The sequence below is a fragment of the Legionella quinlivanii genome (assembly GCF_900461555.1).
In the GTDB taxonomy this organism is placed as follows: Bacteria; Pseudomonadota; Gammaproteobacteria; order Legionellales; family Legionellaceae; genus Legionella_C; species Legionella_C quinlivanii.
Genome location: NZ_UGOX01000001.1, coordinates 2,910,547 through 2,936,071, shown reverse-complemented (window position 1 = coordinate 2,936,071; position 25,525 = coordinate 2,910,547). Strand labels below are relative to the sequence as shown.

Here is a 25,525-nt window from a genome sequence, read left to right as displayed (position 1 = left end):
TTATTCTCCGAAAGAAGCGGATAAGTTGTTTTGCACTTTAGCAGGGCCATTTTTGTTAAAACACAACGTCCTGATTGTCGTGAGTGAAAACAGACAGAGTAATGCACAAAGAATTAAATAATATCCTGGTGCCAGCTTATTCTGAGTATACTTGATTAAAAGCGTCGCAATTAATGGGGTTAATCCTCCAAAAATGGCGAAAGTAATGTTGTAGGATATCGCAATCCCGGTAAAGCGGATGGATGTAGGGAATAAATCCACCAGTAGGCTGGGATAAACCATTATCATGCTGCTTAATACAGCAATTAACATCATGGCTGTACTTAAGCTTGCCATGGTTTCAAAACTTAATATCAGAAAAATCAGATAACTGAAAATACTAAATCCGAGGGCGCCAAGACAAAGAAGCCGACGCCGGCCAAGGCGATCACCCAACCAGCAGAAAAAGAGCAGCAGGAAGGTATAGATTACCAGCATAATCGTACTAAAGAGATGAGCCTGTTGTTTGGGATAAGTCATAACGCCGGACAAATAGCCTGGAAGATAGAGGAATAATAAATTAATAACGGCGCAGGCCAGCACCGTGAGTCCTACCCCCTGCAAAATCTGCCGCCAGTGATTACTCAGGGCTTCGAAAAATGGAAGGCGGGTTTGTCTATGTTGTGATTGCAGGGCCAGAAAGAGGGGGCTTTCGCTGAGCTGACGGCGGATAATAAAGCTGATAAGGCCCAAGACACCCCCTAAAAGAAAGGGAATACGCCAGCCGTAACTGGTTAATTGTTCTGCTGTTAATAGTTGATTGAGCAGCAAGCTTAAGCTATTGCCCAATAAAATACCAATATTAAGAAAAGAGAAGATTACACCGCAGGCAAAACTTCGCTTTTCTCTGGCAACATGCTCGCAAGTAAAGGTGAGTGCTCCAGGTATTTCACCGCCGATGGACAGCCCCTGCAAAACCCGAAGAATGATCAGCAGCAGACTGGCGCCAAAGCCTAATTGTTCATAGGTAGGCAAAAGGCCTATTAGAAAGGTAGGAATGGCCATTAGGGCAATAGAAACAAGGAAGGTTTTTTTTCGCCCGTATTTATCGCCAAAATGACTGAAAATGATTCCGCCCAGCGGACGAATAAAATAGCCAATCGCAAAAATTGCATAGACGCTCATCAATGAGGCCAGGCGATCACTTTGTGGAAAAAATATTTCACTGATTAAGGGAGCAAAGATGACATAAATAATGAAGTCATAAAACTCAAGTGCTCCACCTAAGGCAGCCAGCACAATTGTTTTTTTCTCTTGAGAGGACAAATGAAGCTGCGGCATGAAATAGCCTCTGTGAACTTCGATGCTGCAAAATATCACGAAATTCAGGGAAGTAAAATACCCGCTGCGGGATGTTATTTCACCGGTACTATTCAGCCTCGCAGGTTGCAGCCTGGAAAGGCAAGGTCCATCTGTGTTTAATCCAGCCTGGATGCACTTTGTGGATTGGGGCTATAGGATTGCGAAACCTCTTTATCTCGAAAACCAAAAAAGCGCAGTTTACGATGGCATTTTCGTTCTTCCTGGGGATGAAACCATTCAGGAAGCTCGGGCTGATCCTGCTCGGGTTTAAACAGGGGTACTTCAGATCCTGCTTGCTTTAAGCGGTGAATCATCTCCGGAGAAACTCCTTCTGACAGATACAAGGCTTCAAAGCCGGCATAATCTCTTTTTAAATTACTCAATGTTTGCAAGATACTGTGATTAATGACATTGAACCAGCCCTCTTCGCTAAAATAACCGGCAATTTCCTTAAACTGAGACAATAACATCGCTTCTAGTTCACTGGGTTTGCTGGCATAAATCCCTGCTTCATAAACCAGTAAATAACGAGCCAGTTCATTATTGCGTAAAAATGTATTATCAATAGTATTTATTTCTTTGGTTAAGGCGAGGGACGTCAGTTGATGCAAGCCATGTAGTGACAGATAAGGGCATACAGCCAGAACAAAATCAATCATGGCTTCTTTTTGTGTATAGGCACTATCACTATAGGTAATTTTTTCATTGGAGCTTAGATCAATTGGATGAAATCGGCTGTCCTGAAGAATTTCATTTTCCAGTCTTTTGATATCCTCAATTGAAAAATCGGCGGATAGTAACTGCTTATGCCAGCGTTGAACAATACTGCGAGTATGTTGCATAGGTTCCCAGAAGTTACCTGATTTTTTTCTTGCTGCTTTAGCTGGTTTAGTGATTCCATTTGCCATAATCACAAGCTCCCTTTGCGGTTATTTTAAATATCCCTCATTAAAACTAAGCACAGATTTGGCAGGTAAACAACCTTTGGCGCAAATAGCGGTCTTGTAGGCATAGTTGCGTAAATGAAGATGGCTGCGCAAAAAACTGTCTTTGCGAGCGTTTGCGAAGCAATCCAGCTCCTTGCTTTGTTCAAGTTTCTATCTGGATTGCTTCACTTTGTTCGCAAAGACGACAGGTTAGTTGCTTGGTTCTGTTTACGCAACAACGCCGGTCTTGTATCCGGTTAATGGAGTCAAGAGTAGCCGTAGGGATTTCTTTTTTCCCCATTGGCTCTTTTTTCAAAGTGCTGATAGTCCTGCAAATCAAACCAACTGCCGCCCCAATCCCAGTGATAGGATTTGAAAAGTTGATAAAACGGGGTATTTTCAGCAATTTTTCCCGGATAAGTTTGCTTTCGGCTTGCAAAATTCTTTGCCTGCTGCGGTAGAATTAAAGCGCCTTTGACATAGGGATTAATAAGGGGATTAATATCAATAGCACGTCCATAACTATGTTGTGAATAGATGCCTGGCTGATTAGTCACTTCGCGGCAGTTAAAGGCGGAGGTATTATTCGCCTGCATGGACAACTCGTCATTCCCCTTATATTCTTCCATTAATTTCATTTGCTCAACAGGGTATTTTTTTTGGTACAGACGGCGAAAAATTTCTACCACTTCATGGGCAATGTCCTGATGCACAATCAGCATCCCCTCATGTGTTTTTTTATCAAACCCCCAATAAGAAAGTTTGACTAAAACCAGTTGGTTAATAGGAACAGGACAGCCTGGTCTCCATGTATATCGTTTCATCAAAATTTGAGTCGACTGAGGAATGGATTTGATGCGGCTTTTAAAGTACGAATAGGCGCCGGCATTCATTGAAAAAACCAGAAAGATTAAGAGAAAAGCGATTCGTATCATATGAAAATAAACAAACAATTTGCGGCGATTATAACATGATTACGAGGTGCTACTATTTAAATTAAACATTTGTTTGTAATAACGGTACCAGTTGGATTGAAAAATTTCATCAGGATCATACTTCTTTTTAAGCTTTAAAAATTCAATAAATTGTGGATATGCCTTAAGGACCTGATCTTTTCTGGCCCAGCGATGATAGGTCAGGAAGTAGCTGCCATTATGTTCCAAGGCCCTGTCGATAATTAATCGGAAATCATGATAGGCCTTCGCGATGCCCTGTTTTGAATGGTCCACATGGAAATTGAAAACGATACAGGCATAATCCTGTGTTGCCCAGGGTAAATAGCTTTCATTCTCTTTTTTTATCAGACGTATAGTTCCGTATATCAGATTGATTTTATATTTGCGAAAATCGTTGCGCAATTGATTAAACAAAGGAACCAGCTGATCTCTCGGCACATAAATTTCGCTAATCATCTCCGAGGAATTGGAATCAATCAGCTGATGATAATTATTTAAATAAAATCCCATTTGATGCGTGTCAGAGCGATAAAGCTGGCCATTGGTTCCCAGATAATAGTTTGAATAAATTGTGAAAGCTGCCGATTTGTTTTTATGGGCTAATATCAGCAATTTTGTCCAGTCCTGATTCGACAATTCTTTCTTGGGTTTTTGCGTATCCATTTGAAGATTGACTGGCTTATACAAAGAATAAATGCCCTTCTTCATGAAATCATCCGAGGCGGGATCAATTGCAAACTGAAAATCGCCATACAGATAACCTTCTCTGATTCGCTGACTCACCAGAGGAATGAATTGATCAATATTAATTACCTGTACCTCTCTTTCAAGCGTGGTTACCGGTGCCAAGCGCAGTTTGATAGTTGCAATAACGCCGAACAGTCCATAACCCCCAATAACCAGTTTAAATAGCTCGGCATTCTGAGTGCGGCTGCATTCCAGCAAATCTCCATTGGCATCCACGAGTGTAAACGATTCGACATCCTCAATTATGGGCGACATATTAAGACCGCGCCCATGAATATTGGAGGACAGGGCGCCGCCAATACTCAATTTGTCGGCCCCGGTTTGCTTTTGCCGGATTCCCCACTGTGGAGGATTAGTTTGATTTTTAAGCAGCCAGGTGACTAATTCTGGCCATTCAATCCCGGCCTGAACTTCCACAATCCCTTTGTCACTGTCGAGACTGATTACTTTGTTAAAGCGAGACATATTCAAATTAATAGTGCCTCTGCCATATTGTTGTCCCCCCATTGAATGTTGACCACCGCTAATACTGATGGATAAACCCTTCTGCCTGGCTTTCTGAATCGTATCTTGAATCTCTTTTATTGAAACCGGATGAATGACTTGTAGATGCTGGGTAGGATTTAAGCCGGAATGGATATCATTAAGCAGTGTGCCAGGCTGAGTTGGAACAGTCTGGGCCTGGCTAAAAGAAATAATCAGGCTTAAAAAACACATGACAACAGCCTGACGTAAAGAGTTCATGATGTTTAACCTGCGAAAATAGCCTGTTTAAAATATAGATTGAATTTTAAGCAAAATCCTTTATTTGTGAACAATGTAATAGGTATTCATAATGTCATGTTCAAGATAGCGTTTTTCAATCTGGGTAAATCCGGCATCTTTTAACATTTCCTCCGCCAGCTCTTCTCCCCAGGCAGCTCCCAGCCCCGCTCCATTTTGTGACAGAGAAACCGTCATGCAATGAAGACATGAAATGGTATAAATCAGCGGTGCAATAGGGTGATTAGTGTTATTTTCTACTTGACTGGAAGTCTTTATATCTTGCATTAAAAACACTCCTTGTGGTTTTAAGGCCTCATAAACAGCCTTGAGGACGTCCTTTGGATGGGCCTGATCGTGAATCACATCAAAGCTGGTAATCAAATCGTATTGGTTTTGTTCATGCCATTTAGCTAAGTCTCTACGCATGAAATGAAGGTTAGTCAAACCTTTCTGCAGGGCCAGTGCATTGGCATGGTTAATGGTTTCTTCGCATAAGTCGAATCCATAAAACTGGCTATTGGGAAAATGTTCGGCCATTAAGCTGAGCGCTCGACCATAACCGCAGCCAATATCGAGCACTTTGATGCCTTGCTGGAGTTGCTCCCTCAGCCCATTAACCAGGGGAATAATTTTATCCAGTAAAGCCAGATAAATGGTCTGCCCGCTTTGTTCTGCCATGACGCTGTGAAAGCGGTGATAGGCTTCATAAGGTACGCCGCCGCCATGTATAAACGCATTCAGAATTAAATCCTCTACGTTAGCCAGAATAGGAATAAACTGGGCGATCACTGCAATATTATTCGGAGAGGCTGCCCGGGTCAGAAAAGCGGCATGTTCCGCTGGTAAAGAATAAAGCTTTTGATGTGTATCATAATCAATGATGCCGCCTGTGACCATCGCATTGAGCCACTCACGAACATAGCGCTCATTTAGGTTGGCATTCTGAGCAATGGTTTCACTATTTGCCGCATCCATAGTACTCATTACATCAAACAGTTTACTGCGATGGCCTATCGATATCATTAAAGCTAAAGCGGCGTGGTTCAGAAGCAGTAATAAATGTTGCGAAAATTGTTCTGCTTTATCCTGATTGAAGGCTAGCATTTGGGGTCTCACTATTCCCTGTTCATTTAATAAACTTAGAATTGAAATAGGGTTTTTGCAAATCTATAGGTTTGTCCTTTGCAAAGCCGGGATTTGCTATACTATAGCCATGATCTCTTCCTATCCACATAGTATCGATTGGGCTCATCCCTTAATTAAGGAATGGTTCGTTAATCAGTTTGAGACGCCTACCGCACCGCAGATTGAAGGTTGGCCAGGAATCCTGGCTGGCGAGCATACTTTAATTTCTGCGCCAACCGGTTCGGGCAAAACCTTTGCTGCCTTTATGGTCTGCATTGATCAACTGCTGCGCGCAGCGGTGGAGAACAGGTTAGAGAATCAAATCGAAGTGATTTATATTTCCCCTCTGAAAGCCCTCGGCAACGACATTCAAAAGAATCTTCTTGGTCCTTTAAAACAAATTCAGCAGAATGCGAATGCGGCTGGCATCATCATAGATGATATTCGGGTTGCCGTCAGAACTGGCGACACACCGGCAAAGGACAGGCAATCGATGTTGAAAAAGCCGCCTCATATTCTGGTAACAACACCGGAATCATTCTATTTGTTACTGACTGCAGAAAAAAGCCGAGCTTTGTTAAAAACAGTTCGCACTGTCATCGTCGATGAAATCCATGCTCTGGTTAATAGTAAGCGCGGAACTCATCTGGCCTTGTCTCTCGAGCGTCTGGAAAAGCTGGCCTGTGAATTGCCTGTCCGGATTGGCTTATCTGCGACCCAAAAACCCATTGAAGAAGTGGCTAAATTTTTAAGCGGCAGTTCTCGGGCCGTTCCGAATATCATTAACATAGGTCATCAGCGGCATTTGGATCTTAAGGTGGAAGTTCCTAAAACCGCGCTGGAGTCGGTCACATCCAATGATGTCTGGGATGAAATTTATGATCGCGTTGCAGAGTTGGCCATGCAGAATCGCTCCACCCTGGTCTTTGTCAATACCCGGAAACTATCCGAGCGCATGTCGCATCATCTTGCTAACCGCATAGGCAAGGAATGGGTGGCCGCCCATCACGGCAGTTTATCGCGCAAATTACGCCTGGCAGCTGAAAATGGGTTGAAAACAGGCGCTTTAAAAGTGATTGTCGCTACTGCGTCTTTAGAGCTTGGCATTGATATCGGTACGGTGGATCTGGTGTGCCAGATTGGCTCTCCACGGGCGTTAGCCGCTGCATTACAGCGTGTGGGCCGTGCCGGTCATTGGCATGGTGCTATTTCGAGAGGCCATTTTTTTGCTACTACCCGCGATGAGCTGCTGGAGTGCGCCGCATTGGTATATGGCATCTACAGCGGCGATTTGGATCGGCTGATCATACCCGAGCAGCCGCTGGATATTCTGGCCCAGCAGATAGTGGCGGCCTGCGCCACCGATGAGTGGAACGAGGACGAATTATTCAAATTAGTGAAACGCAGTTATCCTTATCGTCATTTGAAAAGAGAGGTTTTTAACACCGTTCTGGAAATGCTCAGCGAAGGCATTGCCGCTTCTCGCGGGCGCTATGGAGCCTATCTCTTTCGTGATCGAATCAATGGCATTGTAAAGGGACGAAGAGGCAGCCGTATGGCGGCCATTATGAATGGCGGTGCGATTCCGGAAACCAATTTATTTACGGTAATTGCTGTTCCTGAAGAGATTGTAGTAGGTACTCTCGATGAAGAGTTCGCGGTGGAAAGCCATCGCGGCGATGTCATTCTGTTGGGCAATACGTCCTGGAGAGTGTACAAAGTTGAAAATACCAGAGGAAGAGTCATTGTTGAAGATGCTCAGGGTGCAGCCCCCACGGTACCTTTCTGGCTGGGAGAAGCACCAGCTCGCAGTAACGAATTGTCTTTGCAAGTCTCCAGTTTACGAACCAAAATAGATGCCTTACTCCCATTATCAACTGCAACAAATCCTGAAAGTCAGAAAAAAGCCAGGGAATGGTTAGCCGCCAACTGTCATGTCAGTGACTATGCTGCGGGTCAAATGATTGATTATCTGCTTGAAGGACGTGCTTTATTAGGTGCAGTTCCGAGCCAGCAGACGATTATTGCCGAGCGGTTTTTTGATGAGTCAGGCGGGATGCAGCTAATTATTCACGCCCCTTTTGGTGCGCGTATCAATAAGGCCTGGGGGCTGGCATTACGCAAACGTTTCTGCCGTTCCTTTAATTTTGAATTACAGGCAGCGGCAACGGACGATGGGCTAGCGATCTCCTTAGCCGAGCAGCACAGCTTTCCGCTTGAGGATGTTTTTCAGTTTCTCCATCCGGCAACAATTAAAAAGGTTCTGGTGCAGGCCGTTTTGCAATCGCCTGTTTTCACAACCCGCTGGCGCTGGGATGCAATCAGGGCTTTGGCTTTAATGCGATACCGCAATGGCCGCAAAGTACCGCCTAATATATTGCGCATGCGTGCAGATGATCTTCTGGCTGCCGTTTTCCCGCAAGCCGCTGCTTGTCAGGACAACCTGGCCGGAAAAGACGTGGAATTGCCGGAACATCCTTTGATCGATGAAACCATCAAAGACTGCCTGACCGAAGCGATGGATATTGAGGGTTTGCGTGAACTGTTGAAAGGGATTAAATCGGGAACGATTCATTGTATCGCGGTGGACACGCCAACGCCCTCAGTATTCTCGCATGAGATTCTTAATGCAAACCCTTATGCTTTTCTTGACGATGCGCCCTTGGAAGAGCGGCGAACGCGGGCAGTGGCCATGCGGCGGATTTTACCCGAATGGCTGCAGGGCAATATGGGACAGCTTGATTCGGAAGTCATTGCCGATGTTCAGAGACAAGCCTGGCCAGATATCAGGAATGCCGATGAGCTGCATGATTTTCTGCAAACGATGATTGGTCTTTCCCGTGATAATCTGCGCATTCCTGATAGCTGGGCTGTATTTTTTGAGCAATTGCAGAATGCAAATCGTGCAGGTACTGCCCATGTAGATGGTCAGGCTTTCTGGGTTGCAACCGAGAAAAAAAATGCCTATCAGGCAGTTTATCCATCTGCTGTTTTTTCAGAGAGTTTAATCGAATGGGATAGTCAACTCCATGAGGCAGATGACGCCTTACTGATGATGCTAAGAGGGTGGATGCAGCATCTTGGCCCAGTCAATGTAGGCGAGCTTGTCGATTTATTAAAGTTACCTGAAAGCCAGATCAATAATAGTTTATTAAAACTGGAAGCAAGCGGTCAGATTCTTCGAGGTCATTTTCGAAAAAACCAGGGTATGATGGAGTGGTGTGAACGTCGTCTACTGGCAAGAATTCATCAGCAGACACTGGCGAAATTACGAAAGGAAATTGAACCGGTCAGCGCTCTGCAATTTATTCGCTGGCTCGCTAAATGGCAGCATATCACTGGCAAAAGCCAGCTTAAGGGAGAGCAGGGTGTTTTAGAAGTTATCCGCCAGTTACAGGCCTATGAAATTCCGGCAAATGCCTGGGAAAAGCAGATTTTTGCCAAACGAATCAGTGATTACAGTCCGGATTTGCTAGACAGGCTTTGTCTCTCGGGGGTGGTCATATGGGGCAGGCCGAGCCTGCATCCCAGTATTGAATCCTCCCTGAAAGAAAAGGATCTTGAAATCAGCAGCTACAAGTCGATTCAGGCGAACAGTGTCACGCCTATTACGTTTTTAATCCGGGAAGAATCAGGCTGGCTGGCTGGAAAATCCGCCTATACTGCAGAGGAATTAAAAAGTTTAAGCTATAATGCGCAAGTGGTTTATACCTATTTGCAAACGCATGGCGCTTCATTTTTCAGCGATATTGTCAGTGATGTGCAGAAGTTAAAGACAGAGGTTGAAAATGCGCTCTGGGAGTTGGTGGCGGCTGGTCTGATAAGCGCTGACAGCTTCGATAATCTACGTGCAATGATAGACCCGCAGCGGCGAACCGGCCGACGCCCTCGCCGCCATAATTTATTCAGTCAGGGACGCTGGTCCTTATTGCGTGCTGCTAAGCCAGTAGAGCCAGAGCGGCGTATTGAATCCATCTGTCGAATCCTGCTAAAGCGCTACGGGGTCTGTTTTCGAGAAATTGTAATGCGCGAAAAAATCGCGGCATCCTGGTCGGAATTGCTAAGCGGTTTTCGTCGACTGGAAGCACAGGGAGAAATTCGTGGCGGACGATTTATAAGTGGCTTTACCGGTGAGCAGTTTGCATTAGCTTATGCTGTGGATTCATTACGAGCCGCTCCCGCGCAAACTGATGCGCAGGAAATTTCTATATTTGCGGTAGATCCATTAAATTTAGTGGGTGTATTGTTACCCGGCGAAAAGATCCCCTCTCGTTCCGGAAAACAGTTAATTTTAAGAACTTAACTATCGAACCTTGTTAAGGCATAAAACTTCGCACACAGCGGACGCGATAGCCACTAGTGTCTTTGCCTGCAAATAGATTATCTCCATTTGCAAAATTGACTCTGTAGGCAAATGCGGGGTTAAATTCGGTAGAAGTCCAATAAGGAGCCGCAGAAAAACCTCCAATAGCTATCTGATTACTGTAAAGACAATTTAACTGAAACAGAGCTGGTAAAAACCAGTCACTGTAACAGGCATTACCTGGCTCACAGGGTGTGTTTCCCTGCGAGTCCACTTCAAAATTGCTGCACAGTAACGCGGCATATGGGTTACCGCCATTGGCACCTAACACACTGATAATTGTTTCCGTATTCGCTGCCCCATCCAAGAAATTCGTTGCTCCCGTGGGAATACCGTCTCCCCCCCAGTTCATGCCAGGACTGTTGTCAGCGACAGCCGCAATCAAATTGAGTTGCGGGCCGCCTAAACAGGCAACGGTTCCACCCTCAGTGGTTTGTCCTATCGCAGGAGGTATGAATGTATATCCGTTATTTAAAGTAGCTGTTCCATTCGCAGTCAGAACAGTTACATCGACGGTACCTGCAGCATGTACAGGTGTCACACCTGTAACGGTCATTGAATTCACTACACTCACATAGGTGGCTGGCACTCCATCAAAACTGACGCCGGTCACCCCCAATAATCCAGTGCCTGTTAAAACAAATCCCGTGCCTCCGGTTGTCAGCCCAGAATTGGGATTGATTGATGATAGAGTGGCCGCGGATTTAATTTCCATGGCCGCGTAGACTGTATTGGTATTACTTCCTTTTATACTGAAACTGCCGAGCATCGCTGGCTGCAGACCAGTATAAGTCAGCGTGCAATTATTCCCTGGAAGAACACTGGCGCAAGTGTTTCCTGTTTCAATCACTTTTCCTTCGAGAGCCGTCCCTGAAAAATTGGAGACAATGTTTGTAGCGCTCACTTCCAGTGAATTATTATGGATAATCAATGTCCCATTACCTCCGGCAAGCAGGCTTAATGGCGAGTTGCTTACCGAGATTGTTGCATCATTAATCGCGGGTTTGAGGGTGATACGTAAAATGTCCTGAGCGTTCGGCTGGTAACATTGATTGGGAGAACCGCTCTGACAAACACTCGGACCGTTAGTTATTTGCTGGTTTATTAAACTGCCATTGATCTGCAGGGAAAGTATGCAGGAACCATGTCCGGATAATACAAAACTGCTGCTGCAAACGCCCAGTCCGGCAGTTAACTGGGTGATGCCTTGAATAGGAATCATATTCAGGGTATGGGGCCGGCTGGATTGATTAGTAACCAGATATTGGACTATCGCTGTATCATTGGCAGATAAGGAAAGTGTTGTGGGCGTTAAAGGCTTAAAGGTCCAGAGCGGTATGCCGGCCATTGCAAAAGTAGGGATTAATGCCGATACTAAGATGCCGAGCTTGCGTAAAATGCCTGATGTTTGCATGATTTGTCCAGAGTAACTTATGCAGGAGAACAGAGTGCAAAGAACGCATTGAGGCTTCCTGCCAAATGATTGAATTGTATTCTAATACAATGTGAAATTAACAACAAGAATCAGATATACCCAGGCGGACATAACAACTTTTCTACAAGCCTTTGTTTATCAGAGGCTGCATTCATAAAGGCTGTTTTGTACTTCAGTTAACTGATTTACAGAATCTGTGTTGAATTTAAAGAAAAACGACTCGCCTTTTGTGGCAACTGCCTGATAAATATTTGCGATAAATAGTGTGGATATTGTAATCATAAGGTTTGCAAAAAATTCTTTATATCCCCTGTGATTCCTGAGTTCCTCTTTTACAGAGGAAGTGAATGGATAGCACGGCGATTTAAGCTGCTTTTCCAAGTGTTCTGCACTTTTTTCAGGCAGAGCAATACAGGAATCAATATACAATTTAATTTGATTTCGTATAAAAAGATCCAGTGATCGAACTCGTTCAGATTCGCGGTAATATTCCCGATTGTGAAGACTATCGGCTTTTTGAGCCAATGCAGGAAGTTTGTTTAATAGAGGGATTACTGCATTTAGATACTGTTCGGCGTTATTTTCTCTGGCATACAGCCTTAACTGGTCTACAGAAAGCGAAAAGCCTTTTGTAAGCAAATGATCGATAACCTTCCGGCTATTGTATTCTAAAGCCTTATTCAGAAAGCGTTCTCTATAAGACTTCTCACGAACTTCATCACTTGCCAGGTCAACGGAGTTTAATTCAGTCCGGATCCCCATTCCATCATTGAATAAAAAGTCAACGATGTCTACATGATCTTGTTGGATCGCCAGATCTCTTAAAAAGGGTTTCTCGTGGCGAGTATTCAAATAAGGAACCATGCCTTCTCTGGTTGACAAGGTGACTACCCGTCCTTTTCTTGTAAGTACTGGTAAAAGTCCCTTATAGGATTGGTTGAGAAGTTCTTTCAGCTGTTGCAGATTATTCTGCTCAATTGCCTCAATAGCCTGCGATTTAAGAGCTTTGTATCGTTCTTCAGAAAAGTTGGACGGCATAACTTGGTTCCAATGTAGTCAAGAGCTTGCTGAGTATATCATCGAGATTGTAAATTTCAACCATCATGCAGAATTATTAGTCAATATTGCGATGGAGTATTGTTGTACCGCATGCTTTAAAAGAGAGCCAAAGATCAAATCCTGGCATGAGATTCCTGGATCCCTCGGACAAGCCGAGGGACGTAGAAGCGAGGAGCAAACTCTGTTTTCAGAGATGTGTAGATACCAATGGACGCAAGCCAAGGGACGTTGGGACTAGGTTATAGCCTAATGGCAGCGCCATTAACCGTAGTGACCGACCTGCTATTCTCTTTAAATGATAACGCTTGGGGATTAATTTTCCCCAACCGTTATTTTACCGCTGGTGTAGGAATGAGCGCCTGCTCCGCGAAGCTGGTGTTTATCGACAATTAAATACTCATCGCGAATCGGTTTTCCTGCAAACCAGCACTCCAGTATTTCACGGGTACCTGCGGCATACCGCGCCTGGGCGGATAAGCTTGTTCCGGAGATATGAGGGGTCATGGCATGATGAGGCATGGAGCGCCAGGGGTGATCTTCCGGAGCGGGTTGCGGGAACCATACATCGCCCGCATAACCTGCAACTTTTCCATTCTTACACGCTCTGGCAATGGCATCACGATCACAGATTTTGCCTCTTGCAGTATTGACGATATAGACGCCATTTTTCATTTTGTCGATCAATGCGTCATTTACCAAATGTTCTGTTTCAGCATGCAAAGGCACATTAATGGTGAATACATCACAAAGCGGGATCATCGATTCCAGTGTTTCATGGTAAACCAGGCCTAATTCTTTTTCGGTAGCTTCTGGCAGACGATGCTGATCAGTGTAATGCAGCTTTACATCAAAAGGTTTCAAACGTTTCATGACCGCAAGACCAATTCGTCCAGCGCCAAGAGATCCTACCGTCATTCCTTCAAGATCGTAAGAGCGGGCCACGCAGTCGGCAATATTCCAGCCCCCATTAATTACCCATTGGTAAGAGGGGATGTAATTTCTAACCAGAGCCAGTATCATCATCACCACGTGCTCAGAGACGCTGATGCTATTGGAGTAGGTCACTTCAGCAACCGTGATGCCTTTCGCTATCGCTGCATTTAGATCCGTATGGTCAGAACCGATACCAGCCGTAATCACCAGTTTCAGATTTTTTGCTTTGGCAATCCGCTCGGCAGTTAAATAGGCAGGCCAGAAGGGCTGGGAAATCACGACGTCTGCATCAATCAATTCTTTTTCAAACTCAGAATTCGGCCCATCCTTGTCAGCAGTAACTACCAATTGATGCCCCATTTTTTCCAAAAAAGGACGCAACCCCAATTCGCCGGAGACTGAGCCTAATAACTCGCCGGGTTTAAAATCAATGTGCTCAGGGTTTGGAACGGTCTGACCGCCTGGATAGCTATCAATCGCAGGAATGCCTTCTCTGGCGTAGGATTTGGGATAGCCGTTTACCGGATCCTTATAAAGAACACAAAGTACTTTTGCCATTAACTTCTCTCCTTGAAAAAATGAGGTATTACATCAATGTATGATCATCATTGAGACTTTGCATGTCAATTACAAAACGGTAGCGCACATCACTTTTGAGAATGCGCTCATAGGCTTCATTCACATAATCGATTGGAATGAGTTCAATGTCGGAACTGATATTGTGTTTACCACAAAAATCGAGCATTTCCTGGGTTTGTTTAATTCCACCGATTAATGAGCCTGCAATACTTCGTCTTTGCGCGATCAGCGGCATTGCAACCATAGGCACATTTTCAGGTGGAATGCCAAGAATAACCATTGTTCCATTGGTTTTCAGAAGTTGCATATAATCACTCCAGTTAATCGCTGAAGATACTGTGTTGATAATCAGATCAAAATGATTAGCCAGTTTGGAAAAAATTTCCGGATTGCTGGTTACATAAAAATGATCAGCGCCCAATCGTTTCCCATCGGCCGCTTTTTTCACCGATTGACTAAGGACAGTCACTTCGGCACCCATTGCGTGAGCAAGCTTGACTCCCATGTGCCCAAGCCCGCCTAAACCAATGATGGCTATTTTTTTACCTGGGCCCGCATTCCAATGCCTCAGGGGAGAGTAGAGCGTTATTCCCGCACATAAAAGAGGTGCTGCGCTATTCAGAGGAATGTTTTCTGGAATCCGCAGAACGTAATTTTCATCGACCACGATGGTATTGGAATACCCGCCCTGCGTGATATGTCCGTTAACTCTTTCCTTGCTGTTATAGGTATAAGTAGTCCCTTCCCGGCAATATTGTTCCTCATGCCCCTGACAGTTTTCACAATGCCGGCAGGAATCAACAAAACAGCCGACGCCTACATGATCGCCTTTTTTAAATTGACTGACTTTGGTCCCCACTTTACGGACAATCCCGGTTATTTCATGTCCAGGAACCATTGGAAACAGTCCTGTTCCCCATTCTTCCCGAACCTGATGAATATCGCTATGGCAGATACCACAATATTTAATATCGATTAATACATCATGATCACCGGGAGCGCGGCGTTCAAAGTTGTAGAGGGTGAGTTCTTCTTTAGGTTGCAGGGCAGCATATCCTTTTGCAGGTATCATTTTAGTCCTTTTACTGATTCTTAAGTAATCCACATATTAGGCCCATAAAAACAAAATTGCAAAATAATGGATAATCGTTATTGCTTCATTACAGCAAGCGATGCTTTCCTGCATCTTGCAGAGAGATGGAATTAAATTGCAAGTTATTTGTCCAATAGCGATACCATTTAATGCAAATATTTGATATAATGCGCCCCAGTTTTGGCGTCTATTTTCTGGGGGAATGCTTGTCTGACTCATTGGCCTTGGATTCGAGTGTAGTTGCTGTGCCTCGGGGTGGTATGAAAGCCTGGTTGGTTTGTCTTTCTGCAGGTTTATTTTTCTTCTATGAATTTTTTCAGCTGAATATTTTTGATGTAATCAATCAGCCCTTACGGGATGATTTCAACCTGAATGCGGCTCAGCTAAGCTGGATGTCCAGCATGTATCTGTGGGCGGACATTCTTTTTCTGCTGCCGGCAGGATTGATTCTCGATCGATTTTCACCGCGCCGGGTGATTCTGACTGCCATGTTTATCTGTGTGGCTGGCACTTTGGGGTTTGCAGTCACTCATTCGTTTCTCTTAGCCTCGATATTTCATTTTTTATCCGGAATTGGTAATGCGTTTTGTTTTTTATCCTGTGTAGTGCTGGTTTCACGCTGGTTTCCTCCGCGCCGTCAGGCCTTTGTGATTGGTTCTCTAGTGACCATGGCCTTTTTGGGAGGGATGACAGCCCATACGCCTCTGGCTCAGTTAGTTAATAATTTCGGCTGGCGAAACGCCTTGCTGATTGATAGCGCCGTAGGCGGGCTGCTGTTAGCCTGGATTGCCATCAATATTCAGGATAGCCCCCATAAAAGCACTGTTTCTCGTTCTGCTTCCCGTCCTGAATTACTGCCTGGCTTCTTCCAGGCTTTAAGCAATTCTCAAACCTGGTTAGCGGGTTTATATACTTCTTTTCTGAATCTGCCGATTATGGTGCTTTGTGCTTTATGGGGCGCGAGTTATCTTCAGAAAGCGCACCAGTTATCCGAAATGGCTGCCAGTAATGTAGTCAGTATGATTTTCATTGGCAGTATTATTGGCTGCCCGCTGGTGGGCTGGCTTTCCGATTACCAGGGACGCCGAAAGCGGTTAATGATCGCAGGCGCTATAGGCAGTTTAATCGTGGTAATGCCGCTTTTTTTCAATATGGAATTATCGCAGTTCCAGCTAAGCGCTCTCTTTTTTATGCTGGGTTTGTTTACCAGCACACAGGTAATTAGCTATCCATTGATAGCAGAAAGCAATACGTCTGAAAATACCGGTGCTGCAACGGGTATTGCCTCAGTGCTCATTATGGGAGGCGGCGGTATTGGGCAGGTTTTATTTGGCTTCCTGATTCAACATCATGCGGGCAGTAGTACACAAAATTACTCAACGGCGGATTTTCAGTTTGCAATGTGGATGTTTCCCTTAGCTATTATCCTGGCATTTATTGCCTCTATGCTCATACGCGAAACTTACTGCAACCGTATTAATTAAGGAGTGAACATGCATATGGTGGAAGAATACCGAGAAACTGGAAAACTTCGTGAGTCATTGCTCCCCTGGCTGGTTTGTGTGAGCGCTTCTCTATTTTTCTTTTATGAATTTATTCAGGGCAATATGTTTGCCTCCATTGCTGACAACATCATGCAGGATTTTCATATTCAGGCTGACAAAATGGCTTTTTTGTCCAGCATTTACTATGTTTCCAATGTAATCTTCCTGTTCGTAGCGGGTTTGGTTTTAGATACCTATTCCACTAAAAAAACGGTATTGCTGGCCATGTTTTTGTGTGTTTTAAGCACATTTATTTTGGCAAATGCTCAATCGTTTTATCTGGCATTGCTTTGCCGCTTTATTACTGGTATTGGCAGCGCTTTTTGCTTTCTTGGCCCCATTCGCCTGGCCTCGCGCTGGTTTCCTCCTCGCAAGATGGCAATGGTTACCGGTATTATCGTGACCATTGCCATGACCGGCGGCATGTTAGCCCAATATCCTCTAACCAAGCTGGTGTCTCAGGTTGGCTGGCGGGATGCGCTGATTCAGGTAGGATGGCTGGGAATGGCTATATTATGCTTAATGTTCTTTGGCATTATCGAGAAAAAACAAGTCAAGTCATCCTCTTCATCTTCCTCTCAATCACTCAATGTACTTTCAGTTGCTAAACAAACCTATCTGAATCCTCAAACCTTAAGGGCCGCGCTATATACCAGTCTTATGAATATGGCCATTGCAGTATTTGGCGCCATGATGGGCTCTTTGTATCTGGTACAGCGCCTGGGAGTTAGTAAAGATGATGCTGCAATGGTAAATACCTTGTTATTTCTTGGTGCAATCATTGGAGGACCATTCATTGGCTGGATCTCCGATAAGCTGGGGCTGAGGATAATACCTATGAAGGTCAGCGTCATTGCATCGCTGGCAACATTACTGGTTGTGCTTTATGCGCCTGTTTCTCTGCCAGTAATGAAGATTTTATTTTTTCTGCTTGGATTTTTTACGGCAGGTCAGGTCATTAGCTATGCGCTGGTTGCAGAAAGTAGTCCCATATCGATTACAGCGACTGCTGTCAGCGTAATCTCGATTTTAACCCAGGGCGGCTACATTATTTATCAGAATCTCTTTAGTGTGCTATTAATGAGTCATGGGGAAATGCAAATGCATGGCGAAACACCGGTCTATTCATTAGGCGATTACCAGTTTGCTGCCATCATTTTGCCGATAGGCTTATTAGTCGCATTGTTTTCTCTGTGGGGCTTAAAAGAAACTCATGGCCGGCATGTGGAGGCGTAATATGTTGGGTCGCGTTTGTATTTTATTGATGGATTCTTTCGGTCTTGGCGCGAGTCAGGATGCAATTCGCTATGGTGATCAGGGAGCCGATACCTTTGGCCATATTCATGCTGCCTGTGCCGAGGGGCAAGCCGACCGCGAAAATGTTCGTCAAGGTCCATTGATGCTTCCTAATCTGGCACGCCTGGGGCTCTACCATGCTGCTTTGGCAAGTACCGGTATTCCCCGCATCGATTTGAGTACTCTGGATGAACCTCAAGGCTATTATGGTTATGCAGTGGAACAGAGTCTGGGGAAAGATACGCCCAGCGGCCATTGGGAACTGGCTGGGGTTCCTGTTTTATTCGAATGGGGCTATTTTCCAGATACCCCGAACTGTTTCCCTGAAAAATTGATCGCAGATTTTATCAGAGAAACCAAAATCGCCGGTGTATTGGGCCTGAAACATGCGAGCGGCACCCATATTATTGATGAATTGGGTGAAGCGCATATTCTCAGCAATCAGCCAATTGTTTATACCTCCGCTGACAGTGTGTTCCAGATTGCGGCACATGAAGATTATTTTGGTTTGGACAGGCTGTATGAGATTTGTGAAGTGGCAAGGCGCCTGGTGGATGAGTACCAGATTGGCCGAGTGATTGCGCGACCCTTTATCGGCAAGCCGGGAGCGTTCACTCGAACTGGAAATCGTAAAGATTACGCCACATTGCCGCCGGCACCCACCTTACTGGATAAGCTCAAAGCAAATAATCGGGAAGTGATTGCGATCGGAAAAGTAGCTGATATTTATGCCCATCAGGGTCTAACTCAAACCATTAAAGCGGACGGCAACATGGCTCTGTTCGATGCAACTCTAAAGGCTATGAATACAGCACCATCCGGTAGTCTGGTCTTTACAAATTTTGTCGATTTTGATTCTTCTTTTGGACATCGCCGTGATGTTATTGGTTATGCACGGGCTCTCGAAGCGTTTGACGCCCGCCTGCCTGAACTTTTGGCAATATTGCAACCGGACGATTTGATCGTAATAGCGGCTGATCATGGTTGCGATCCAACGCAGCCGGGCTCTGATCATACCCGTGAACATATTCCGGTTCTGGCTTTTGGCAAGAATACTCCCAGCTGCTTTATTGGAAGAAGAGACAGCTTTGCAGATATTGGTCAAAGTATTGCCGAATATCTTGCTATTGAGCCGCTGGAAAACGGCATATCGTTTCTAAAGACAGCAGCACCTGACGATGTATCCTGAGCGCTTTAATCAATATTGTAATGGACTTGTTAATCGACTGACCTCTCTTCGCAAATCAATTCTCTATATTCTGTGGTCGGCAAACAGGCCTTTAAAGGCTTATGAGATTCTTGAATTGTTGCTGGAAACTAAAATTAATGCGCAGCCGCCTACCGTCTACAGGGTGCTGGATTATTTCGTTTTTTCAGGATTAGTGCACAAAGTAGAGTCCATACAATGTTATACCCTTTGCCAGCAGCCAGAGCAGCATTTGCCATCCGAACTCTTGATGGTCTGTAATCACTGCCATAAGGTGCAGGAAGTGTATGATAACCAGCTCCGGCAATTATTCAAAAAGATCACTGAGAATTCACATTTCAACCTGGGGCAAGCAGCTATTGAACTGAAGGGTCTTTGCCAAGTCTGCGAAGAACAGGGCTGCATGACTTGCCAGCCAGATTGAGCCCTACTGTCTGAGGCTCATAAAAAATATTTCAATATCCATTGAAAATGACTAATCAATCCCCATTTGACAGCTTTGACTTAAAAAAGAGGAATCAGCCTTGGAGCAATATCGCGGTACTACGATTCTTTCGGTACGACGAGGGAATAAAGTAATTATTGGGGGCGACGGTCAAGTGACACTGGGTAACACGGTGATGAAGGGAAATGCCCGTAAAGTACGCCGTATATATAAGGATAAGGTGATCGCGGGCTTCGCTGGCGGTACGGCGGATGCCTTCACTTTATTTGAACGATTTGAGCGGAAACTTGAGATGCATCAAGGCCATCTGGTTCGTGCAGCAGTTGAACTGGCAAAAGACTGGCGAACCGATAAAATGCTGCGCCGTCTCGAGGCCCTGCTGGCTGTTGCCGATCATAAGGCTTCGCTCATTATTACCGGAAATGGGGATGTGATTGAGCCGGAGGCTCATGGGCTCATTGCAATTGGTTCCGGAGGTCCATTCGCTCAGTCTGCCGCACGCGCTTTGCTGGAAAACACCGAATTATCAGCCCGGCAAATCGTGGAAAAAAGTCTGCAAATTGCGGGTGAGATTTGCATTTACACCAACCATAATTTAACCATTGAAGAATTGGATAGTGAGCATGAGTAATACTATGATGACTCCACGTGAGATCGTTCAGGAGTTAGATCGATATATTATTGGTCAGGATGAAGCTAAAAGAGCAGTAGCAATTGCCTTAAGAAATCGCTGGCGGCGCATGCAAATTCAGGATGACTCATTGCGCAATGAAATTATGCCTAAAAATATTCTGATGATTGGCCCAACCGGCGTTGGTAAAACTGAAATTGCACGACGTCTTGCCAAACTGGCGCAAGCACCTTTTATTAAAGTAGAAGCTACCAAGTTTACAGAAGTAGGCTATGTTGGGCGCGATGTCGATTCAATCATCAGGGATTTGGCTGATATCGCTATTAAGCAAGAGCGCGAAAATGCGATGCGAAAAGTAGAGCATCTGGCAGAAGATGCGGCTGAAGAGCGTGTACTGGACGCCTTGCTTCCTGCAGCTCGTGGTGCCACGTTCGCCAGCGAAAAAGAGAACTCAACCCGGCAGGTTTTTCGTAAACAGCTGAGGGAAGGTAAGCTCGATGATAATGAAATTGAAATAGAAATCGCTGCTTCACCCGTAGGCATTGAGATTATGGCCCCCCCGGGTATGGAAGAAATGACCAGCCAGCTGCAGTCGATGTTTCAGCAAGTGGGAGGGAATGGCCGGACTAAAACCCGTAAAATGATCATTTCCAAAGCCATGAAAATTTTGCGTGAGGAAGAGGCGGCAAAGCTAATCAATGAGGATGATATAAAGCAACGCGCTATTGAAAAAGTCGAGCAGCACGGTATTGTGTTTATCGATGAACTGGATAAAGTAGCCCAGCGCGCAGATACCGGGATGGGTAGTTCCGTTTCCAGAGAAGGTGTTCAGCGGGATCTCCTGCCTTTGGTGGAAGGTTCTACTGTGTCTACCAAATATGGAATGATTAAGTCAGATCATATTTTATTTATCGCTTCCGGCGCATTCCATGTCGCAAAACCTTCGGATTTGATTGCTGAACTTCAGGGACGTCTGCCCATTCGTGTAGAGCTGTCGGCATTAAGCGTGGAAGATTTTGTCCGCATTCTTACTGAGCCAAGCGCATCATTAACAGAGCAGTATTCAGCATTAATGGCTACTGAAGGATTAACTCTGAGCTTCGACGAAAGTGGTATTCGCCGGATTGCTGAAGTGGCCTGGAAAGTGAATGAGCGCACTGAAAACATTGGTGCCCGTCGTCTATATACGGTTATGGAACGTCTTTTAGAGGTGATTTCATTTGAGGCTACGGATAAATCAGGTGAATCGGTTCACATTGATGCGGCCTATGTTGAAAAGCACCTGGGTAAACTGGTTGATGATGAGGATCTGGCTCGATATATTTTATAAGGTTATTGCGCTCGCTATTCATTGGATGGCAGCGCAATTTAATGATATGGATTAGTATGACACTAGCTATTCCTCGGACTATAATCCTATAAAGGATTGAAGATCAAACATGGGTGTTAATAAGAGTATTTACCAGAAAATCCCCTCTCCCAAGCTGGGAGAGGGCTAGGGTGAGGGTTGATTTTAAACTCCTCTCTCTAACTCTCTCCCCTGAGGGGAGAGAGGATCATGAAGGAGAAACGTCTTAAGTTGACGCTTATGTATTGCTTGTGGGAATATCACCCGGTTTAGTGAGTTCTCTCGGAATTTAAGAGAATCATAGCCATTACATTTAAAGAATTGTTGTATTTGTTCCGCGGTATGGCTTATAAGGATCTGAAAGAATGCCAATTCCTTTCATATTGTTGGTAGAGGATAATTTAATAGCTTTGACCACAATTCAAAGTTTAGCCAAGCAAAGCCAGTGTCGCTGGCTATCCGCCGATAATGCTGAACTGGCGTTTAGTTTGGCTATCGAAAATCAATTTGATCTGATCATCACTGATTTGGGATTACCAGATTTTTCTGGCTTAGAGCTGGCAACCAGGATCAGAGACTGGGAAGTTTTAAATAATAAAAAACCTGTTCCGATTATTGGGCTCACTGTTCATGCGATGAATGAGGAAGCACTCTCGGCAGGAATGAATGATTTATTTATGAAACCGCTGACGAAGGCCGATTTTCAAAAATTACTGGCTGATTATGTGAGCAAATAGCATCTGAGATAGTGTGGTTCAATTCATCTCCAGACGTCTATGCTTCTATACTAAAATCATACCGACTATTTGTGAGATTGTATTATGGCAAGGCCTCCTCATTCCAAATGGCTTAAAATCAAGGAACAGACAGAAGCGGAAAATAATCACTCTCCCGTTGATACCGACGCTGAAATTAAAAGCAGGTTTCTCACCACGCAAGCGGGTGGCCCTGTTGATACGGCAGAAGAGCTGGATGCTCAACAACATAATTTAGGGCCTGAGGACAGCCAGATTGAAACAGCTGAAGAATCATCCTTTACCATCAAGCCTCGAAACTAAACATTTTCTGGTCGAAAATTGAAATTATGGTATTCTATCCTGGTTAAAAAAGAGGAAAATTAAATGGTTTTTATATTTACTGTTGTAACAAAAGAACACGCTCGTGATGAATTCATTAATTCCTTTGAAATGATGAAATCAGTACCTGGATTCCAGAGTATTGAACTGTACCAGGACACTTCCAATATCAATAAATTTACCTGTGTCGAATACTGGGATAGCCATGAAAGCCATACGCAACATGTGAAAGAAATTCCTGATGAAATCAGAGATCAATGGCTTGATCTTCTGGAAGAACTTCCACAAGGTCAGTTCTGTAAAAAAATTAAAGAAATAAGCATTTAACAGGATGCTATATCCAGCGATTTTAATTGATTACATATGATCCCGGGCCCCCGTGAGTCCGGACTCTTTTCTCGCATGGGTACATTCATCTTATTCAATGAAGCCACATTGAATAAGATAGTTCTGACTTTTGAAAATTCCTCTCTATATCACCAATAATGTGGGTTAATTGATTCCTCTTATCTATACTCAAATAGTTTCTCGTTGTCAGATCTGCGTATAGAGTTTTAATTTCATTATAAGTCGCTGTATTTTTCTTATTTCTTATAGAAAAGCTTTCTTTAAGAATGATTTTCATCATGGTCATCAGTTTAAAATAGTTTAATTTGTCGATTTTATTTTGGAACTTAGAGCTATCGCCAAATAGCTCAATCGCTTTATGAAGGCTAATCAATAAGAATATCGGAGTGCTATTTTTTGAGGACACTTTAAAAAAAGAGCTTGTATAAAAAATACATTGATTTATTCTGGAAAAAACTAATTCATAAATTTTAAACGATTGTTTGAAAAACCGTGCTGTTACTCGAGAATTACATTTCGTTTTAAGCGAGCATAAGGCCGCTTGTAAATAGTCTTCCGCAAGCTCTAATAAAGCTCTTTCAATTTCATTTTTTAATCGACCGGGATTGTGGAATGTTAAAGCCTCTTCTAATAAAGACTGTTTAATATAATAATCATTTTCTCCAATAAGCTTGCCTTTTTGGTCAAATTTCTGAGATAGTTTTATTTTCTGCGATAGCTTGAATTTAAATTCTGCCAGTCGGTGTCTAAAATTTGTTGGCATTTTGATGAGTTCATTAAACAAGTCGGATAGTTGTTTTCCTTCCTCCAAAATTTGATCCTCTGCAACGATTGATGAATCTTCAATTAAACGTTTAATTTTCTCTTCCTCATAAAATTCAGCGCAATCAATTTTTCTAATTTTTTCCGAATATTCTTCTTGAATAGATTTCGTTTGAGCCGAAATTAATTCTTTAAGATTTTGAGTATAAGCATTCCATTCAATTGATGTAATTTCGCCTCCATTTACTTGTATACATTCCAAAAAAGCGTCCACCCTTTTGATACCTTCATTTACTCCTTGCCCCAGGCGAAAATCGGGTTCAAACAATGCGTCACCTATGGGAATAATAGCAGGACAACAGGGAGTTGCTTCCCGAAAGAAAGGTTCAATTTTTTTTGGATTGACGTCAAACTCTTGTTTGCGAGGCTTCTTTTTATATTTTCTTGCAGGAGGTAAGTCTTTAAATCGTAAATCGGGTTGTAAGGTTTCACAGGCAAGTAATTCTCTGACCCATTCATCATTAAATTCTTCCGGCATGTTTGCCGGCTTTTCAGCACAGAGAATAACCTTATTTTTTTGAAAAATGAAACGATGAACCTCGGGGGTTGCAAACGTTGGCCAACCGTATTTTTTGTAAACCTTGTAATAAGCCAGCTTTTGCTTTAGTTTCTCAGATATTGTCAATTCAGGCTGAAACAGGCTCATGATACCTCGTTTAAGGGTAATACGTTCCACACTTTCAGCATCCATTTGAACTTGAGTTTGATAATGCTTTCGCAGAGGGTTATAACTCACTTCAGAAACAGTGAATTGATGGCCATTTTCTTTCTTATTGATGTCAGTTACAACGACTCGCTTGGAACCACTTGCATCAAACAGTAAGTCACATGTATCGAGTGTCTGTTTATTTTCCTTATCGACAATAATTATATTTTTCGCGTCTGACACTTGATAAAAGCTTTGATGTATAAACTGAATGTTAAGAGATACTGCATATTGATAAAGTTCTCTCTCTAATTCCTTTAGATGATTATTGGCAATGTGGTTATCACTTGAGCGATGAACAAATAAGCGGTGATTTATTTTATCTGAAATATTCTCAAAGGTTTGGATGGTAACTTGTCCTGGTCGTGTATAGACTCCCTCGCGTTTACCTATCAGCTTTACATTCTTAACGCCAAGCTGGGTTAAACGTATAGCAAGATATAAGCCGACTGGCCCATCGCCTGCAATGCAAATTGTTTTAAACATTAATATAAGTATAAATAAACTGAATTTATGATTATCCAGTAATTAATGGAGCTCAATCAACTTTCACATGTGATCCTCTGCCCCTGCTAACCCAGACTCTCTGGCGCAATGTGCACAGCAATAAAACTCGCCGTCCGCTTCTACTCCGTGTCCTATTATTTTACATGAACAATGCTTGCATTCTGGGGCCAATTCCTGGATAGCGCATTCAAAACAGTCAAAAGTATAGTGATTACCGTTTTTCTGAATAACTAAAGGATTTTGATAAGCATTCCCACATACTTGACAGGTAGA

General features: G+C 43.8%; 20 protein-coding genes. 10 read left to right on the top strand and 10 right to left on the bottom strand.

Annotation, left to right across the window (positions count from 1 at the left end; genetic code table 11):
• From DYH61_RS12585 to DYH61_RS12565, 5 genes are all read right to left on the bottom strand, one after another.
• Positions 1-1,320 (bottom strand): MFS transporter, encoded by a 1,320-nt coding sequence (locus DYH61_RS12585; RefSeq protein WP_058507856.1) that lies wholly within the window; start codon positions 1,318-1,320, stop codon positions 1-3.
• 137 nt (positions 1,321-1,457) lie between these two features.
• On the bottom strand, positions 1,458-2,249 hold the full coding sequence (locus DYH61_RS12580) for a hypothetical protein (protein ID WP_058507855.1): 792 nt from the start codon (positions 2,247-2,249) through the stop codon (positions 1,458-1,460).
• A gap of 284 nt (positions 2,250-2,533) precedes the next feature.
• Entirely contained in the window at positions 2,534-3,160 is a 627-nt protein-coding gene (locus DYH61_RS12575) for a M15 family metallopeptidase (protein ID WP_058507854.1), read from the bottom strand.
• 81 nt (positions 3,161-3,241) lie between these two features.
• Positions 3,242-4,714, bottom strand: coding sequence for an FAD-binding oxidoreductase (locus DYH61_RS12570; RefSeq protein WP_083499229.1), 1,473 nt, complete (start codon positions 4,712-4,714; stop codon positions 3,242-3,244).
• Between the two features lie 60 nt (positions 4,715-4,774).
• A complete protein-coding gene (locus DYH61_RS12565) occupies positions 4,775-5,839 on the bottom strand; it encodes a class I SAM-dependent methyltransferase (protein ID WP_058507852.1) in 1,065 nt (354 codons plus the stop codon).
• Between the two features lie 109 nt (positions 5,840-5,948).
• Between DYH61_RS12565 and DYH61_RS12560 the strand changes: the two genes are divergently transcribed.
• A complete protein-coding gene (locus DYH61_RS12560) occupies positions 5,949-10,163 on the top strand; it encodes a DEAD/DEAH box helicase (protein ID WP_058507851.1) in 4,215 nt (1,404 codons plus the stop codon).
• Between the two features lie 13 nt (positions 10,164-10,176).
• On the opposite strand, the gene DYH61_RS12555 is transcribed toward DYH61_RS12560, so the two are convergent.
• From DYH61_RS12555 to DYH61_RS12540, 4 genes are all read right to left on the bottom strand, one after another.
• On the bottom strand, positions 10,177-11,637 hold the full coding sequence (locus DYH61_RS12555) for an IPT/TIG domain-containing protein (RefSeq protein WP_234999758.1): 1,461 nt from the start codon (positions 11,635-11,637) through the stop codon (positions 10,177-10,179).
• Positions 11,638-11,796: 159 nt separating this feature from the next.
• Positions 11,797-12,696, bottom strand: a complete 900-nt coding sequence (locus DYH61_RS12550; protein WP_058507850.1) for a hypothetical protein — start codon at positions 12,694-12,696, stop codon at positions 11,797-11,799.
• Positions 12,697-13,029: 333 nt separating this feature from the next.
• The gene (locus DYH61_RS12545; protein WP_058507849.1) at positions 13,030-14,208 is read right to left on the bottom strand and encodes an NAD-dependent formate dehydrogenase; all 1,179 of its coding nucleotides are present in this window, start codon (positions 14,206-14,208) and stop codon (positions 13,030-13,032) included.
• Positions 14,209-14,236: 28 nt separating this feature from the next.
• Entirely contained in the window at positions 14,237-15,301 is a 1,065-nt protein-coding gene (locus DYH61_RS12540; RefSeq protein WP_058507848.1) for an NAD(P)-dependent alcohol dehydrogenase, read from the bottom strand.
• 227 nt (positions 15,302-15,528) lie between these two features.
• Here DYH61_RS12540 and DYH61_RS12535 point away from each other — a divergent pair, with 227 nt between their 5' ends.
• From DYH61_RS12535 to DYH61_RS12495, 9 genes are all read left to right on the top strand, one after another.
• Positions 15,529-16,806, top strand: coding sequence for an MFS transporter (locus DYH61_RS12535; protein ID WP_058507923.1), 1,278 nt, complete (start codon positions 15,529-15,531; stop codon positions 16,804-16,806).
• A gap of 9 nt (positions 16,807-16,815) precedes the next feature.
• Positions 16,816-18,102: an MFS transporter gene (locus DYH61_RS12530; RefSeq protein WP_058507847.1), complete on the top strand. Its 1,287-nt coding sequence runs from the start codon at positions 16,816-16,818 to the stop codon at positions 18,100-18,102.
• A gap of 1 nt (position 18,103) precedes the next feature.
• Positions 18,104-19,351 (top strand): phosphopentomutase, encoded by a 1,248-nt coding sequence (locus DYH61_RS12525; protein WP_058507846.1) that lies wholly within the window; start codon positions 18,104-18,106, stop codon positions 19,349-19,351.
• A complete protein-coding gene (locus DYH61_RS12520) occupies positions 19,341-19,793 on the top strand; it encodes a Fur family transcriptional regulator (RefSeq protein WP_058507845.1) in 453 nt (150 codons plus the stop codon). Before DYH61_RS12525 ends, DYH61_RS12520 begins: the two co-directional genes overlap by 11 nt.
• Positions 19,794-19,893: 100 nt before the next feature.
• The gene (gene hslV / locus DYH61_RS12515; protein WP_058507844.1) at positions 19,894-20,445 is read left to right on the top strand and encodes an ATP-dependent protease subunit HslV; all 552 of its coding nucleotides are present in this window, start codon (positions 19,894-19,896) and stop codon (positions 20,443-20,445) included.
• Between the two features lie 4 nt (positions 20,446-20,449).
• Positions 20,450-21,775 (top strand): ATP-dependent protease ATPase subunit HslU, encoded by a 1,326-nt coding sequence (gene hslU / locus DYH61_RS12510; RefSeq protein ID WP_200823611.1) that lies wholly within the window; start codon positions 20,450-20,452, stop codon positions 21,773-21,775.
• A gap of 383 nt (positions 21,776-22,158) precedes the next feature.
• Positions 22,159-22,530 carry a response regulator gene (locus DYH61_RS12505; protein ID WP_058507843.1) on the top strand — a complete coding sequence of 124 codons (372 nt, stop codon included), beginning with the start codon at positions 22,159-22,161 and terminating at the stop codon, positions 22,528-22,530.
• 84 nt (positions 22,531-22,614) lie between these two features.
• A complete protein-coding gene (locus DYH61_RS12500; RefSeq protein WP_058507842.1) occupies positions 22,615-22,851 on the top strand; it encodes a hypothetical protein in 237 nt (78 codons plus the stop codon).
• 63 nt (positions 22,852-22,914) lie between these two features.
• Entirely contained in the window at positions 22,915-23,196 is a 282-nt protein-coding gene (locus DYH61_RS12495; protein WP_058507841.1) for an antibiotic biosynthesis monooxygenase family protein, read from the top strand.
• A gap of 94 nt (positions 23,197-23,290) precedes the next feature.
• Here DYH61_RS12495 and DYH61_RS12490 read toward each other — a convergent pair whose 3' ends face one another.
• Complete coding sequence (locus tag DYH61_RS12490; protein ID WP_058507840.1) at positions 23,291-25,231, bottom strand: FAD-dependent monooxygenase family protein; 1,941 nt, start codon at positions 25,229-25,231, stop codon at positions 23,291-23,293.
• Positions 25,232-25,525 lie beyond the last annotated feature (294 nt).

What these genes read in the sequence shown, in the direction of transcription:
- DYH61_RS12545 (WP_058507849.1), bottom strand. Translation starts at nt 14,208, where the DNA reads ATGGCAAAAGTACTTTGTGTTCTTTATAAGGATCCGGTAAACGGCTAT.
- DYH61_RS12580 (WP_058507855.1), bottom strand. Translation starts at nt 2,249, where the DNA reads ATGGCAAATGGAATCACTAAACCAGCTAAAGCAGCAAGAAAAAAATCA.
- DYH61_RS12500 (WP_058507842.1), top strand. Translation starts at nt 22,615, where the DNA reads ATGGCAAGGCCTCCTCATTCCAAATGGCTTAAAATCAAGGAACAGACA.
- DYH61_RS12570 (WP_083499229.1), bottom strand. Translation starts at nt 4,714, where the DNA reads ATGAACTCTTTACGTCAGGCTGTTGTCATGTGTTTTTTAAGCCTGATT.
- DYH61_RS12540 (WP_058507848.1), bottom strand. Translation starts at nt 15,301, where the DNA reads ATGATACCTGCAAAAGGATATGCTGCCCTGCAACCTAAAGAAGAACTC.
- DYH61_RS12555 (WP_234999758.1), bottom strand. Translation starts at nt 11,637, where the DNA reads ATGCAAACATCAGGCATTTTACGCAAGCTCGGCATCTTAGTATCGGCA.
- DYH61_RS12505 (WP_058507843.1), top strand. Translation starts at nt 22,159, where the DNA reads ATGCCAATTCCTTTCATATTGTTGGTAGAGGATAATTTAATAGCTTTG.
- DYH61_RS12495 (WP_058507841.1), top strand. Translation starts at nt 22,915, where the DNA reads ATGGTTTTTATATTTACTGTTGTAACAAAAGAACACGCTCGTGATGAA.
- DYH61_RS12575 (WP_058507854.1), bottom strand. Translation starts at nt 3,160, where the DNA reads ATGAATGCCGGCGCCTATTCGTACTTTAAAAGCCGCATCAAATCCATT.
- DYH61_RS12550 (WP_058507850.1), bottom strand. Translation starts at nt 12,696, where the DNA reads ATGCCGTCCAACTTTTCTGAAGAACGATACAAAGCTCTTAAATCGCAG.
- DYH61_RS12490 (WP_058507840.1), bottom strand. Translation starts at nt 25,231, where the DNA reads ATGTTTAAAACAATTTGCATTGCAGGCGATGGGCCAGTCGGCTTATAT.
- DYH61_RS12520 (WP_058507845.1), top strand. Translation starts at nt 19,341, where the DNA reads ATGTATCCTGAGCGCTTTAATCAATATTGTAATGGACTTGTTAATCGA.
- DYH61_RS12525 (WP_058507846.1), top strand. Translation starts at nt 18,104, where the DNA reads ATGTTGGGTCGCGTTTGTATTTTATTGATGGATTCTTTCGGTCTTGGC.
- DYH61_RS12560 (WP_058507851.1), top strand. Translation starts at nt 5,949, where the DNA reads ATGATCTCTTCCTATCCACATAGTATCGATTGGGCTCATCCCTTAATT.
- DYH61_RS12565 (WP_058507852.1), bottom strand. Translation starts at nt 5,839, where the DNA reads ATGCTAGCCTTCAATCAGGATAAAGCAGAACAATTTTCGCAACATTTA.
- hslU (WP_200823611.1), top strand. Translation starts at nt 20,450, where the DNA reads ATGATGACTCCACGTGAGATCGTTCAGGAGTTAGATCGATATATTATT.
- DYH61_RS12585 (WP_058507856.1), bottom strand. Translation starts at nt 1,320, where the DNA reads ATGCCGCAGCTTCATTTGTCCTCTCAAGAGAAAAAAACAATTGTGCTG.
- DYH61_RS12530 (WP_058507847.1), top strand. Translation starts at nt 16,816, where the DNA reads ATGCATATGGTGGAAGAATACCGAGAAACTGGAAAACTTCGTGAGTCA.